The sequence below is a fragment of the Cyclobacterium sp. 10D3-21 genome (genome assembly GCF_055809755.1).
In genome coordinates, this window is the sequence record NZ_CM147924.1 from 25,127 (window position 1) to 38,922 (window position 13,796).

At 40.8% G+C, this 13,796-nt stretch carries 14 protein-coding genes; 2 read left to right on the forward strand and 12 right to left on the reverse strand.

Annotated elements, in window-relative coordinates; all coding sequences use genetic code 11:
- Positions 1–84: 84 nt before the first annotated feature.
- The 10 genes from AC0L7T_RS00100 to AC0L7T_RS00145 all read right to left on the reverse strand — a co-directional run bounded on the left by AC0L7T_RS00100 (position 85) and on the right by AC0L7T_RS00145 (position 8,906).
- Positions 85–639 carry an OmpH/Skp family outer membrane protein gene (locus AC0L7T_RS00100; RefSeq protein ID WP_473340159.1) on the reverse strand — a complete coding sequence of 185 codons (555 nt, stop codon included), beginning with the start codon at positions 637–639 and terminating at the stop codon, positions 85–87.
- A 22-nt stretch (positions 640–661) separates the two neighbouring features.
- Complete coding sequence (locus tag AC0L7T_RS00105) at positions 662–1,186, reverse strand: OmpH/Skp family outer membrane protein (RefSeq protein WP_040417224.1); 525 nt, start codon at positions 1,184–1,186, stop codon at positions 662–664.
- 2 nt (positions 1,187–1,188) lie between these two features.
- Positions 1,189–3,900, reverse strand: coding sequence for a BamA/OMP85 family outer membrane protein (locus AC0L7T_RS00110; RefSeq protein WP_473340161.1), 2,712 nt, complete (start codon positions 3,898–3,900; stop codon positions 1,189–1,191).
- Between the two features lie 84 nt (positions 3,901–3,984).
- Positions 3,985–4,728, reverse strand: coding sequence for an isoprenyl transferase (locus AC0L7T_RS00115; protein WP_473340162.1), 744 nt, complete (start codon positions 4,726–4,728; stop codon positions 3,985–3,987).
- Between the two features lie 82 nt (positions 4,729–4,810).
- Entirely contained in the window at positions 4,811–5,569 is a 759-nt protein-coding gene (gene porG, locus AC0L7T_RS00120) for a type IX secretion system protein PorG (RefSeq protein WP_473340163.1), read from the reverse strand.
- A gap of 74 nt (positions 5,570–5,643) precedes the next feature.
- Positions 5,644–6,519 (reverse strand): NAD kinase, encoded by an 876-nt coding sequence (locus AC0L7T_RS00125; protein WP_473340164.1) that lies wholly within the window; start codon positions 6,517–6,519, stop codon positions 5,644–5,646.
- Between the two features lie 6 nt (positions 6,520–6,525).
- Entirely contained in the window at positions 6,526–7,191 is a 666-nt protein-coding gene (locus AC0L7T_RS00130) for a CBS domain-containing protein (protein WP_473340165.1), read from the reverse strand.
- Between the two features lie 135 nt (positions 7,192–7,326).
- Entirely contained in the window at positions 7,327–7,917 is a 591-nt protein-coding gene (locus AC0L7T_RS00135) for an anthranilate synthase component II (RefSeq protein WP_473340167.1), read from the reverse strand.
- Positions 7,901–8,446, reverse strand: coding sequence for a CvpA family protein (locus tag AC0L7T_RS00140; protein WP_473340168.1), 546 nt, complete (start codon positions 8,444–8,446; stop codon positions 7,901–7,903). The genes AC0L7T_RS00135 and AC0L7T_RS00140 overlap by 17 nt, the downstream gene beginning before the upstream one ends.
- A gap of 7 nt (positions 8,447–8,453) precedes the next feature.
- Positions 8,454–8,906: a GatB/YqeY domain-containing protein gene (locus AC0L7T_RS00145; RefSeq protein ID WP_473340169.1), complete on the reverse strand. Its 453-nt coding sequence runs from the start codon at positions 8,904–8,906 to the stop codon at positions 8,454–8,456.
- 146 nt (positions 8,907–9,052) lie between these two features.
- Between AC0L7T_RS00145 and AC0L7T_RS00150 the strand changes: the two genes are divergently transcribed.
- Positions 9,053–9,769: a pyridoxine 5'-phosphate synthase gene (locus AC0L7T_RS00150; RefSeq protein WP_473340170.1), complete on the forward strand. Its 717-nt coding sequence runs from the start codon at positions 9,053–9,055 to the stop codon at positions 9,767–9,769.
- Between the two features lie 12 nt (positions 9,770–9,781).
- Positions 9,782–10,543, forward strand: coding sequence for an alpha/beta fold hydrolase (locus AC0L7T_RS00155; RefSeq protein ID WP_473340172.1), 762 nt, complete (start codon positions 9,782–9,784; stop codon positions 10,541–10,543).
- A 705-nt stretch (positions 10,544–11,248) separates the two neighbouring features.
- Here AC0L7T_RS00155 and tnpA read toward each other — a convergent pair.
- A complete protein-coding gene (gene tnpA / locus AC0L7T_RS00160; RefSeq protein WP_473340173.1) occupies positions 11,249–11,698 on the reverse strand; it encodes an IS200/IS605 family transposase in 450 nt (149 codons plus the stop codon).
- Between the two features lie 613 nt (positions 11,699–12,311).
- Positions 12,312–13,619 carry an IS4 family transposase gene (locus AC0L7T_RS00165; protein WP_473343403.1) on the reverse strand — a complete coding sequence of 436 codons (1,308 nt, stop codon included), beginning with the start codon at positions 13,617–13,619 and terminating at the stop codon, positions 12,312–12,314.
- Positions 13,620–13,796: the final 177 nt, after the last annotated feature.

A 13,796-nucleotide genomic window follows, 5' to 3' on the forward strand; every position in this document is an offset into this window, starting at 1 on the left:
AAGGGTTTATATTTAGTGAGTCCAAAAATAAAAAAAGCCCGGTCACTTTAAGCAACCGGGCATAAAATATTTTAAAATAGGCAATTAATTAGCGCCTGGTCCTGCTGGAGGAGTAGCTGGTGCTTCAACACCTAATTTTGCCAATACAAGATCTGTAAAAGGATCGTTGTCTTTTGTATACAAAAGCACTGGTGCCTGGCCAGCAGATTCAGATAAGATATGCGTATAGTTATTTTCCGCAGCTACTGCATTGATCGCATTGTACACTTTCGTTTGTACAGGCTCCAATAGCTCCTGAAGTTTTCTTTGGTAAGAAGACTGCGCATCTTGTTCAAATTTTTGAATCTCTGCCTGTAAACCTCGCAATTCTTGTTCCTTAGAATTTCTTGCGTCCTCAGTCATATTAGGCGCAGCTTGTTGAAATGCTGCTGCTTGCTTTTGAAAATCTGCTCCCTTGGTTTGGATTTGTTGACCTAACTGGTTGCTATAATCTTTGATATCAGCGTCTATTTGCTCCATCTCTGGCATCAGGCTCATGATATATTCCACATTGGTATACCCGATCTTGACGTCTTGTGCATTTGCTACAAATCCAAAGCAAAAGAGGGCAATTGCTGATAGGAAAATTCTTGCTTTCATAATTGTTAAACTTGGTTAATTTTTAATTGTTTTCTTCTAATCCTAATTCTTCTATAATAAAATCTGAGTAATCATGTCTTGGGTCTGTATAAATTATAGACGTTGGACTTGATGCCTTATCAAATAAAATGGCAATACCATTGCGTTTGGAGACCCTATCAATCGCGTCATAGATGGTTGATTGCAATGGCTGTAGCAATTCTGCTTGTTTCTGATACAGTTGCCCATTGTCACCAAATATCCGATTATTGAAAGCTCTGGCCTCTTTTTGTTTCTCTCTTATTAGTGCCAGTCTTTCCTGATACATCTCTTCAGTAAGCAAAACCTGCTCTCCCTGGAGGTCACTGTACATTTGTTGTATTCCTTCCTCCAAATTTTGTGCCTCTTTTTTCCACTCTGTACTTAAGGCTTCCATTTCCCCCTGAATCTTTTTGTAATCCGGATGTTTGTTGAGAATATATTCTGTATCAACATAGCCTAATTTCTGTCCCATAAGCACAATGGGCAAAAACGTAAGCAAAAATAACAATTTCAGGGACTTTTCCATAATTATCTGAATTGTTGACCAATAGTAAAGTGGAACATTCCTCCGCTTGGTCCCGGATTTGGATCGCCTGATGTAGCTACACCGTCAAATCCGTAACCCCAGTCAATGCCTAGCAGGCCAAATGCTGGCATAAATATTCTCGCACCAAAACCAGCCGATTTCTTTAAGTCATACGGGTTATAGTCTTGATAATTTCCCCAGTTATTTCCAGCCTCTGCAAAACCAAGTAAGAATATGGTCGCTGAGGGATTAGGAGAAACAAGGAAACGAAGTTCCATCACATGTTTGTTGTACACTACCCCACCATAAGGTACCGGGGCGTTGGGCTGATTTCTATACTCTTTACCTGGTGTGATGGATTGGTTTTCATAACCTCTAAGACCAATAATTTCCTGCCCCAATGAAAAGTTCATCATGTTCATACCATCTCCACCCAATACAAAGCGTTCAAGAGGAATAATGCCTGTTTTGGTACCATAAGACCCTAAGAAACCAAGGTGCGTACGTGCACTTAACACAAGCTTGGTAGATCCCAATACCGGTGTGTAAAAAGACCCATCAAACATCCATTTGTGGTATTCCAAAAATTGGTATTTTTCCTGATCAGATGATTCACTTGTCAGACTATTGTTCATAGCAGCATAAGGCGGAGTAAGTGAAGCACTCAAAGTTATATTGGACCCAAACCTTGGATAGATAGGGTTGTCAATATTATTTCTTGAAATGGTTGTGTTCAAAGCAATACTTTTTGCATTACCCGTATTGAAACTCAAACCAAAATAATTTCCATATTCGTCGAAATTATAATTTTGGAATTGCAAGCTGTTGCTGATCTGGAAATAATCATCCGGCCAGGTTACCCTTTTGGCAAGACCTATAGAAGCTCCTGTAATCTTAAAGGAACCTAGCTCTTGGCCAAAGTTGGTTTGACTATAGAAGTCAATTTGCCTTTGAATGGAATGATTGAAACTAACGCTAAGGGCATTAGGTTTCTTACCGCCAAACCATGGTTCAGTAAATGACAAACTATAGTTCTGGAAACTTTTACCATTGGCTTGAACCCTTAATGAAAGTTTCTGGCCATCACCAACAGGAAGCGGTCTCCACTTAGAGAAGTCCTTGATATTTTTTATGGAGAAGTTATTGAAAGTAAGTCCTACAGTACCTACAAAACCAAATAGTCCACCCCAACCGCCGGAAAGTTCGATCTGATCATTGGGCCGCTCCTCTAGTTGGAAAGTAATGTCTACAGTAGCATCCTCAAAGTTGGGACGCATATCGGGTTCTATATTCTCAGGATTGAAATAACCGATCTGGGAAAGTTCACGAATCGTTCTTACCAGTGCACTTCTATCAAACTTTTGTCCAGGGAGAATACGAATTTCCCGCATGACCACATGATCACTTGTACGCTCATTCCCTTCTATGGATACACTATTTACCGTTACCTGTGGTCCTTCAAATATCCGCAATTCTATGTCTATGGAATCGGCCTGTATATTAACCTCCACTGGGTCTATGTTAAAAAACAGATAGCCGTTGTCTTGGTACAAAGAACTGACATCATCTCCCTTTTGCGGGTCATAATTCAACCTTTTGTCCAGCTTTTCCTTATTATAAATGTCGCCATCAAAAATCCCCAACTTGGCTTGAAGCTCTTCGGTGGTATGGATATAGTTTCCTGAAAAAGTAATGTTGCGGTAATAATATTGCCTACCTTCTTCTATTTCTATGTCAATATTGATCCGGCTGTCATCAAACTTGAAAATGCTATCTGATAAAATCTCGGCATCCCTGTACCCTCGATTGTTATAAAATGCCACAAGTGCATTTTTGTCATCACGGTAGTCGCTTTTGACAAATTTAGACCCATTAAAGAAGTTGAGCTTAAAATTCTTATTGATATAGGCCTTAACATCTTCATCCGTCACAGGATTTCTCTTGGCCACTGCCGTGCCTATATTTTTAGGATTGGCATTCAGCAAACGAGACAAAACATCTTTGAAAAAATACACCCGAGCATGCTCATGAGTGCCTTTCATTTTTTTCTTTAAACGATTGTCTGCAATATTTTCATTGCCTTCAAAGCTTATTTCATTGATACGGACCTTGCTCTTCTTCTCTACGTCAAAACGGAGTTTCACACTATTCGGAAGGGTGGTATCTCTTTCCTGGACCACTTTTACTTCAGTATTCAGAAAGCCTTTTCCTACAAAATAATCCTTGATATTTCGTTGAGCAGTGTTGAGTACATCGTCTCTAACCACACGTCCGGTGATATTAACCTTGTCCTTTAGTTCTCCCTCTTGGGTTTTGTTAATCCCAGTAAAGTCAAACCGGCTAAACCGAGGTCTCTCTGTAAGGTCCAACAAAAGATAAATGTCATCTCCTTCTATTTTGGTCACCAGGATTTTTACATCACCAATGATCCCTTGGGCCCAAAGCTTTTTAAGCGCACCGGAAATAGCATCTCCAGGAACACTGATTTGATCATCTACCCGAAGGCCTGCCAGTGAAATAATGGCTGTTTCATCAAGTGTACTTAAGCCTACTGCCTCTATCTCAGCTATCCGATACTTCTTAGGGCTGGCATAACTAAGGTCTATAATATTTACCGGCTCCTGATTGGAATACCGGCTTTGTCCCAATCTGATTTGGGCCTCTGCCACTCCGGTCAATAGCAGCAAGTAAATAATTAATAAATTCTTTCTCATTTCAAACTATAAAATTTAACCCCGGTTTTAGTTATTCCAAGGCAGCAATAATTCTGAAACTAACTTCTTTCAGAACAAGTATTGTCAATTAGAGGTCTTTGTCTGAGCTCCCGTTTTTCCAAACCTTCTTTCTCTTTTTTGAAAGGCAAGTATGGCTTCATGTAAGTCCTTTTTCCGAAAATCCGGCCAAAGCACTTCTGTAAAATATAACTCTGTATAGGCCAATTGCCATAACATAAAGTTGCTGATCCTAATTTCACCACTGGTTCTTATCAACAGTTCCGGATCTGGTATACTGGCAGTGTTCAAATGGGCTCCAATCATTTCTTGATTGATAGCCTCCGCTGATAACTCACCGCTAACTACTTTTTTGACAATTTCCTGAACAGCCTTGGCTATTTCCCAACGACCGCTATAACTCAATGCCAGCACTACAGTCATGCCGGTATTGTTTTTTGTTTTGGCTTTTCCCATTTTCAGGTGCTTTATGCACGCATCTGGAAGGCTATCAATATCACCAATTGTTTCCAATCTGATGTTATTTTTCATCATGGTAGGTACCTCATCAGTAATTGCCTCCACCAATATTCCCATTAAGGCGTCTACCTCTTCTTTGGGTCTGGACCAGTTTTCTGTAGAAAAGGCATACAAGGTAATGTAATCTACACCCAATTCTGCTGATCCTTCAATGGCATCCCTTACTGCAGTCATAGCATTTCTATGGCCAAATATTCGCATGGCTCCTTTCTTTTGAGCCCAACGCCCATTGCCATCCATTATAATTGCAATATGTCGGGGAATATTGCCCTTGTCAATCACTTCCTTCATTCCAATATTCTCTGTTGGTTTAATTGATTTACAAAAATGACACTTCTTTTTTAAAAAATCTATCCTGTGGTCAATTATTGTACTAGTAGCACTTGACCTGATGGAAGGAATAGCTGATGGTAAAACCTAAAAAGTAATACCAATCACGGTCAGATGGATTGCCATAATTAATGCTTGTGGGGTCTAACACCTGATTTCCTGTGCCAGGGTCAGTTCTGTACCGGGGTAAATAAATTGACTCATTACCGATTTTATCTAGATTATCAGTAAAGGTAGCTTTTGCTCCTCCTTCAAGAGAAATCAAAATACGATCCTTAAGCTTGTACTTTATGCCTGCCCCAAAGGGGACAATTACAGTGCCTACGGTATAGTCGCCCGGCTGGGGATCTGCCTCATACGTTTGTCCCTGACCGAAAAACATCCCATATCCAAGACCAAAAAAGCCAAAAGGAGAATACCTGGTGGTAGACTTATGGCTCATATAATCGAGAAAATGGAATTCCATCGTTGCCGACACCTCGGCCATTGTACCTTTAAAAAAGGCATTTCTGGTCATCGCCACCTGATCTATAGGGCTTATGCTATCTGCCCCATTCAAACGGGACACGGTAATCCCTGCTCTTAAGCTCCAAGCATTGTCAAAATTTCGTCTGCCAAATAACGTTCCCTGAATACCAAGTTGGTTCGGGTCTATGCTCCGAAGAATGTCTCCGGTATAGGATCCCGCTCCTAATCCTAATCCTATCTCATGCTGTTGGGCCTTCGCCGTTTGGACGAATCCCAAACTAAGAAGGACCAAGACAACTGATAGTGCTAATGTGTAAAACCTGGATTTATTCAAGTCGTTGCAATTTATAAACTACCCAACGAATAAAAAACCCTACTAAGTATAGTGTGGGTTAAATATTGTTAAAACTAGTTTCTCATGTCATATCCCCAATTCAATTTTTGTCTCAGGGTGTCAAAGAAGCTGTAATTGTGAAACTTAACAAGCTTCGCTACAAATGTCTCTTTTTTGATTTTAAGTTCCACTGACGCATCTATAGGCGCAGATCTGGAGTCTAAAGATACAAGGAATTTTTCACTCCTTCCTTCTATTTTGAAGGAGATTTCGCTATCGTCAGAAACCACAATCGGCCTTACATTCAGGTTATGTGGACTTACAGGGGTAATCACAAAGTTTTTGGCAAGGGGTGATATCAATGGGCCTCCACAACTCAACGAGTAGCCTGTGGACCCTGTAGGTGTGGACACGATGAGCCCATCTGCCCAGTAACTGTTGAGGTAATCTCCGTCTATATAGGTATGCACCGTGATCATCGAGGAGGTGTCTCTTTTGTGAATGGTGAACTCATTCAGGCCAAAATTCAAACCTTTAAATAGCGGGACACTAGACTCGAGTTTTACCAAGCTTCTGTCTTCCAATGAATAGCGGTTTTCCAAAAGGTCTTTAACTGCAGCATCTATGTCTTCCTTGGCAATAGTTGCCAGAAAGCCCATTCTGCCCGTATTTATTCCCAATACAGGTGTTTCGTAAGCCCCAATAAGCGAAATGGTATCCAAAAGAGTACCATCTCCTCCAATGGAAATGACCACATCTATATCCGCTAGTTCTTCCTTTGCACCAAGCATTGTTACCCTTGGGCTGAGGCCTCCTTTCTTTCGGATAGAATTAAATAGATTTTTTGTTAACTGTACCTTTGATCCGCTTTTTTCAAATGCTTGAATCAATTGGTGAATACAGGTTTGAAACTGAGAGGATATATTGATACCGTGAAGTAATATGTTCATGTAGGATCAGATATCTAAAAATCGCATCAAGTTACCTAGTCGATCCTGATCGCTACTGATACCGTCTTCCTCTTGGTATTGGTCGATAATCCTGTACCCGAAACGTTCCAACGTAGCTTTGATATGTCGAAGTTCTACTTGATCAATTTTTAGTGTTACTTTGATTTTACTGTCATCAAGCGGGTCATCGGAAATAAAGCTGCTAAGAATTTTTGCATTTTCGGACTCTACTACCCTTGCAATATCATACAAGCTATAATCTGTCATAAACATAGATAAAATCAGCACACCCCCTTGTGACTGGATCGAAATGCTTTCAGTAAAGGCAGAAATAGCCCCTTCCTGTGTGACAACACCCAGGTACTTTAGCTCCTTGTCCAAAACGGCAACCATGCTGACTTGGTTTTCTGAAGATACTCTTAAGACTTCATAAATATGCCGGTCCTCTTGCACGATACAAGCACTTCCCACCAAATCTATAAATTCTATGGTAAGCTCCGGATCATTGAGTTCATAAATGATTTCATCTGTGACAAAACCCTTAAATGCACCTTTGTCTACCACAGGTAATATGTCCGTCCTGATCTCTTCCATCCAGGAAAGCCCTAACTTTACTTTGTCCGTAAATTTTAGGGGGGGAATAAGGTTGTTTATAAATTCTATTGCCCGCATGTAGCTAAAGGTATTAAAAGGATTCGAAAAATAAAACGAGTTCTAGCCTTCCTTGGTTCAATTACCTAAATTTCTTGCCATTTTTGGCTCCCCAATTACCCTAATGGGCATATAAAAAAGATGGCTTCAAAAGTATTAATATTGAATTTGAGGTATTTTTAACTCGTTTATTAGATTTACCCAGTTTTGTATAAGCTGCTCTCCATATTCTGTAAGGTGCGCTTCCGGATGAAACTGAAACCCTAAAATAGGTAAATCCCTATGAGAGAGCATCATAATTTCTCCTTTTTCTCCTTCGAGAATAAGCGATAAACAATCCGGAAGACTTTCTAATTCCAGCGAATGATAACGCGTGACATTAAATTGCTCAGGCAAATCCTTTAACACTTCATGCTGCTTTTTTCGGAAAACAGTAGAAATTTTACCATGCATAGGCCAAGAGCTTCTAACCAACTGGGCACCGAAAAAAGTGCCTATTGCCTGATGCCCAAGACAAATCCCCAATACAGGTACTTTGTCATAATAATGGGCGAGGATTTCCATTAGATTGCCTGCTTTCTCAGGGGTTTCTGGTCCTGGGGAAATAACCAAGGCTGAAAAATGATGTCGATTTATCTCTTCCAGGCTTACATTGTTCCGCAAAACAGTAACCTGTTCGCCTGTTCTCCTGAAATAATCTGCCAGGATATGGGAAAAGGAATCAAAGTTATCAATTAACAAGATCACTGGAAGAGCTATTTACGAGTTCTTTGATTGTGGCTATCGCCGTATCTATAATAGGCGTATAATCATCCAAAACGGAGACCATCGTTGGCGCCACAGGCACAATAATCGGATAGATCACCGCATTTTTTTTCATTTCGGGCGGCACCTGAAACTCAAAAGAGTTGGCCACCCAAATCAAAAGGCTGATCATAATGCTCCATTTAAAGATCCCCAAAATTGCTCCTGCAAAGCTGTCAAATGTGCCCAATATGGTCAGGTCTAGTGCTTTTTTGACAACAAATGCCAATATTCTGATGGTAATCGTTACGGCCAGGAAAATCAATACGAAAGCCACAAACGGCAACATAAAGGTCAGGCTTTCTACTTTATCGGTAAGGAGTTCTGCTCCCCAATTCATAAAACGAAAAGCCAGAACAATGCCAATAAAAAAAGCAAGGATAGACAAAATCCCAATAAAGAGCCCCTGCCGGTAGCCACTAAAGGCCCCAACAGCCAGCATGCCCAATATGATTATGTCTATCGTACTCAAAATATTTTTACGGGTTTAATAAGGCTTTTACCTTTTGAGAAATGGCTTTTCCATCCGCAATTCCTGCCAGTTTTTTCGTCGCCATACCCATTACTTTTCCCATGTCTTTAGGACTTGATGCCCCTGTTTGGCTAATGATGGCTTCTAGCTCAGCCGTCAATTCTTCATCACTAAGCTGCTTGGGAAGAAATTCATTGATCACTTCCAGCTCGGTAGCCTCCAACTGAGCAAGGTCCTTCCTATTTTGTTTTTCAAAAATTTCTATGGAGTCTTTCCTTTGTTTGGCTGCTTTGATTAAAATTTGTAATTCTTCAGCATCAGAAAGGCCATTTTCATTTCCACCTTTGGTTTCTTCAAGCATGATCATAGACTTGATAGCGCGCAATCCACGCAACCTGTCTTTGTCTTTGGCCAGCATTGCTTGTTTGATTTCTTTCTCTATGTTGGTTTTTAAGCTCATGACTTATGTTTATTTGACTTGTTTAGTTTAAAACTGATCCTATCCTTTTAACGGACATAAAAATTAAAAACGTCTTATTCTCATCGGTATTTTCGATGTTCACGCAATATATTTAATTTAGCGCAAAATTAGCTGATATTTAGAACATGACGAAATTAAGTGTAAACATAAATAAAATTGCCACCCTAAGAAATGCCCGCGGCCATAATAATCCCGATCTGGTCCAGGTAGCATTGGATGCAGAGCGATTTGGTGCCCAGGGAATAACGGTACACCCAAGACCTGACGAAAGGCATATCAGGTATAACGATGTATTTGCACTAAAAGATCAAGTCACTACAGAATTTAATATTGAAGGCTATCCTGACAAAAGGTACATGGAGATCATCCGACTGGCCAAACCAGCTCAGGCCACACTCGTACCGGATCCCCCGGAGGCCATTACTTCCAACACCGGTTGGGACACCATCAAGCACAAGGACATGCTCAAAGACCTTATTTCAGAACTTCACAGCTATGGGGTAAGGACTTCTATTTTCATCAATCCGGAAACCAAATACTTTGAACCTGCTAAAGAAACAGGAACTGACAGGGTGGAGCTGTATACCGAACCTTATGCCAGTACTTATCACAAGGACAAAATAAAGGCCGTCGCCCCTTATTTAGAGGTAGCGGTCATTGCCAGAGAACTAGGCTTGGGTTTGAATGCCGGCCATGACCTGGATTTACACAATTTGAAATTTTTAAAAGAGCAAATCCCCTACCTCGATGAGGTATCCATAGGACATGCCCTTATTTGTGATGCCCTGTATTATGGTCTTGAAAACACCATACAAATGTACCGCAGACAATTGGAAGAATAAAACCAAACCAACATGAAATTAAACTTTAGAAAAACCGGTACAGGAAAACCTTTGGTGATCCTACACGGCCTTTTTGGTTCTGCAGACAACTGGATGAGTATCGCCAAAGGACTGGAGGAAAATTTTACCCTCTACCTATTGGACCAGCGCAACCATGGCGATTCCCCACACAGTGACACCTGGAATTACAAAGCCATGGCAGAAGACTTGAAGGAATTCATGGAAGCAGAAGGTTTGCAAAAAGCCAGTTTTCTAGGGCATTCTATGGGAGGTAAAACGGTAATGAAGTTTGCCCTGACTTATCCTGAAATGGTGGACAAACTTGTGGTGGCAGATATTGCTCCCCGCCCTTATCCTGTGCACCACCAGACCATATTGGAAGCACTTAATGCAGTGGATATAAAATCCCTCTCCTCCCGAAAAGAGGCCGAAGAAAAACTGGCTGAATATATTCCTGAGCGGGGTATTCGCCAATTTCTACTGAAAAACCTGACCAGAAAAGAAGGTGCTTTTGCCTGGAAAGTCAACCTACCAGTCATTACCAAGCAAATCGAAAATGTTGGTGAGAAAATAACTTCTGACAAGCCTTTTTCCGGTCCTGCACTTTTTATGGGAGGAGCCAACTCAGACTATATCAAAAGCAGTGACAAGGAAGAAATAGCAGCGCTTTTTCCTGACAATCACATCATTCACATCAAAAACACCGGCCATTGGCTACATGCCGAGCAGCCCGAATCGGTGATCGCTACCCTAAAAACTTTTCTAGGAACCTGATACAGTACACTTCAATTCTCATAGAATAATTGTCCCTAAAATTAATTATTAGGGAGCTTGTACACTGATTTTTCAACCTAGGTATTGGCTCCCTTTTTTTGTTCAACCCATTTGGGTTGAGAATAAAGATGATCCGTCCTGTCCACGGGTTTTCACCCGTGGTTATTGTTGGTGAAGCCCTTCAGGCTTCTTTGTGTTACTCCTTAATTACCTTTGCAGAATCAAACTTAACAGAAAGCAGGAAATATAGCTTTACCCTTTCCCAGGCCTAAAGGCCTGAACAACAATAACCGTGAGTTTTACTAACGGACAGGTAACTACCACCATATACCTCAATCCCGGACGGGGTTGAACATCAACAGGGAAAATTTACTATTACTATTCATTAAAATAAAGTTTGGCCTATACCTGAAACTACAAAAAATTTACTTAGCGGTAATGTTCAACCCGCTACGGGGTTGAGAAAAAAACTAATCCTCCCTGTCCACGGGTTTCACCCGTGGCTATTGTTGGTGAAGCCCTTCAGGCTTCTTTCGGTTACTCCTTAATTACCAATACCGCATCAACCTTGAAACAAAGGGGAAAGAAAACATTGTCGTGATCCAGGCCTGAAGGGCCTGAACAATAATAGCCGAGGGTGGAAACCCACGGACAGGTAACCTTCCTCTAGAGTCTCAACCCCGGATGGGGTTGAACATCAGCATTCTATTCGAAAAGATATCGCTCATCAAACTTAATTCCGTTTTCTTTGAGCAAACGCTTGTATTCATCCACGAAGGACTCCTTTTGGTGATGGCGTTTTTGGTTTTTGATGTAGGAGATTATTTGGTCCTTTTCTCCAAAAGAGCAAGTGAACGATCCATATCCTTTTCCCCAAGATTCCCATAATGGAAAGTTTTTCTGTTGTTTCATCCACATGCTGCTGGCAACTTTAACACTTTTGATAAAATTTGACAAGGATAATGTGGGGTTTAAATCAGTCAACAAGTGTATATGGTTTCCTATCCCATTTATCTGATAAAGCGTACAGTCATTATTCTTTACAACTCCCCAAATATATTTATAGAGGGCTTCGCAATGGTCGTCTGATATGGTTAGTTTTTTATCCTTTGTGCTAATTACCGAATGGTAAAGAATTTGCCTATAACTGCTCATCAAAATAAGGTTTTGGCTCTACTTAAAGATACAAAATGTTTCATAAAAAGTAGATATTCAACCTACGCTGGGGTTGCTAAAAAAAACTGATTTATCCTGTCCACGGGTTTTCACCCGTGGTTATTGTTGGTGAAGCCCTTCAGGCTTCCTACGATTCATTCATATTTCTTTCCTTAGATCAAGCTTAACAGAAAGTAGAAAATAAAGCTTTGCCTTTTCCAAGCATAAAGGGCCTGAACAACAATAACCGTGAGTTTTACTCACAGACAGGTAACAACCAATCTTATATCCCAACCCTGGATAAGGTTGAACATTAGCAAGATAATTTAACTATTTCTATGCATTTAAATAAGGTTTGGCCTATTCCTGAAACTACAGAAAAAATTCATTAGTGGTAATGTTCAACCCGCTACGGGGTTGAGAAAAAAACTAATCCTCCCTGTCCACGGGTTTCACCCGTGGCTATTGTTGGTGAAGCCCTTCAGGCTTCTTTCGGTTACTCCTTAATTACCAATACCGCATCAACCTTGAAACAAAGGGGAAAGAAAACATTGTCGTGACCCAGGCCTGAAGGGCCTGAACAATAATAACCGTGAGTTTTACTCCATAGCCGTCAGGCTAAGTGTATAAACGTTTGATTTTGAGATAGGTTATCTTTTTTCTTTTCAAGAATAAATTCCATGGGGGCTATTTTCAACACCCTAATAAGGATTTTTTCCATCTGAACGGGATCTTTCAGTGCCATTCTGAGTCTTTGAGCAATCCGGGTTGCATATTTGTAAAACTTCCAGACACTGCAGAGTATTCTTTCCCTTTTGTAGATCTCATTTCCCATCCATTTAAAGATCCTCCAGTTTAGGAGCAGCCAGATCAGTTTGCTATACAATTGACACTCAAAACGTTCTATTTTCATTTCCTTGATCTGGTCTATTTTCGCCTGAGATTTCCAGACCTTGAAGAGGAGTTCCAGCTGCCATCTTAGTGTATAAACTTCCCGTACTTTTTCTGTATCCAGGTCCTTTTTGTCCACATTGGTGATGAAGAAATTGAGCCTACTCTTTGCCCTGTACTCTTGGGACACCTTGTACTTGTAGTGCTTACCCTTTTCTGTTGCCTTTCTTATCCTCTTTTCATAGGTTGCATTATCGACAGGCATGATGACAAGCCGGCAGGGAAGTTTGGCTTTTTTACCCACCAACACGTTCAGTTCCATGTGTGATAAATTGCGTTTTTTCATTATCGCATATAAATTCTTGAAATCCATTTGTTCGCACCCGTCTTCGGCGGTATATACTACAGTCTTGGCGGGAAGTCTGTTGAGGAAAAAGGCCCCTCCCTCGGCAATTTTTTCTAGGTAAGGGAGGCTACAATAGCCAAGATCCCTGATGAAAAGGTCGTTCTCGCGGATGTCATTAGTAAAATCTCTGGAACCCGACAGGTCGTTTTTAAGCCCGTCGGTCAGCCTGAGATCCATTGTTTCTCCGCTGAGCATGTCATATTCGTACTGGACGCTGATCAGGGACTCGCAATTGTCGGACTTGCCCCCGTTGCCACCGCCCCCGTGTCCCTTGTATTTATGGGTAAAGGCTTTTGGAAGAGGAAACTTCGTTGAATCTTTTATCCTCACCCTGTTGAAACGGGAAAGCAACCCCCCAAAATCTTTACAAGTATTAAATTCGGCGGAAAGTAGCCGGTCTAGTATCCGGCGGAAGAAAAGTACGGCTCGGTCATTGAACCTGTCATCAATTGCCTGTTTTGTGATCCCCAGCTCGTATTCCTCCATAAGATCCGAACACACATCCATAAGGCTGAAAGATTTTCCTAAATGATGGGAAAACATCAGGCTCTCGAAAAACAGGTGGGGCTTAAGTTTGGATTTTCTTTTGGAAAAACCTGTTTCCTTGGCAAGACAGTCAATAATATCCGGGTTGAAAGATAAATTAAATTTTTCCGCTAAAGCTCTAAATTTTACTGGTAATTTTCTTTGATTTTTGGTCTTTTAGATGGAAATTATATGTATATTTAACTAGGAAAAACAGAGGGGTCAGTGGGGATTGCATTTTTCTGAATTAATAAAAAAAATACCAATTGATATGAA

Excerpts from the sequence above, each read along its gene's own strand:
- AC0L7T_RS00155 (WP_473340172.1), top strand. The coding sequence starts at position 9,782 with ATGAAATTAAACTTTAGAAAAACCGGTACAGGAAAACCTTTGGTGATC.
- AC0L7T_RS00115 (WP_473340162.1), bottom strand. The coding sequence starts at position 4,728 with ATGAAGGAAGTGATTGACAAGGGCAATATTCCCCGACATATTGCAATT.
- AC0L7T_RS00130 (WP_473340165.1), bottom strand. The coding sequence starts at position 7,191 with ATGCGGGCAATAGAATTTATAAACAACCTTATTCCCCCCCTAAAATTT.
- AC0L7T_RS00145 (WP_473340169.1), bottom strand. The coding sequence starts at position 8,906 with ATGAGCTTAAAAACCAACATAGAGAAAGAAATCAAACAAGCAATGCTG.
- AC0L7T_RS00105 (WP_040417224.1), bottom strand. The coding sequence starts at position 1,186 with ATGGAAAAGTCCCTGAAATTGTTATTTTTGCTTACGTTTTTGCCCATT.
- tnpA (WP_473340173.1), bottom strand. The coding sequence starts at position 11,698 with ATGAGCAGTTATAGGCAAATTCTTTACCATTCGGTAATTAGCACAAAG.
- AC0L7T_RS00150 (WP_473340170.1), top strand. The coding sequence starts at position 9,053 with ATGACGAAATTAAGTGTAAACATAAATAAAATTGCCACCCTAAGAAAT.
- AC0L7T_RS00110 (WP_473340161.1), bottom strand. The coding sequence starts at position 3,900 with ATGAGAAAGAATTTATTAATTATTTACTTGCTGCTATTGACCGGAGTG.
- AC0L7T_RS00100 (WP_473340159.1), bottom strand. The coding sequence starts at position 639 with ATGAAAGCAAGAATTTTCCTATCAGCAATTGCCCTCTTTTGCTTTGGA.
- AC0L7T_RS00125 (WP_473340164.1), bottom strand. The coding sequence starts at position 6,519 with ATGAACATATTACTTCACGGTATCAATATATCCTCTCAGTTTCAAACC.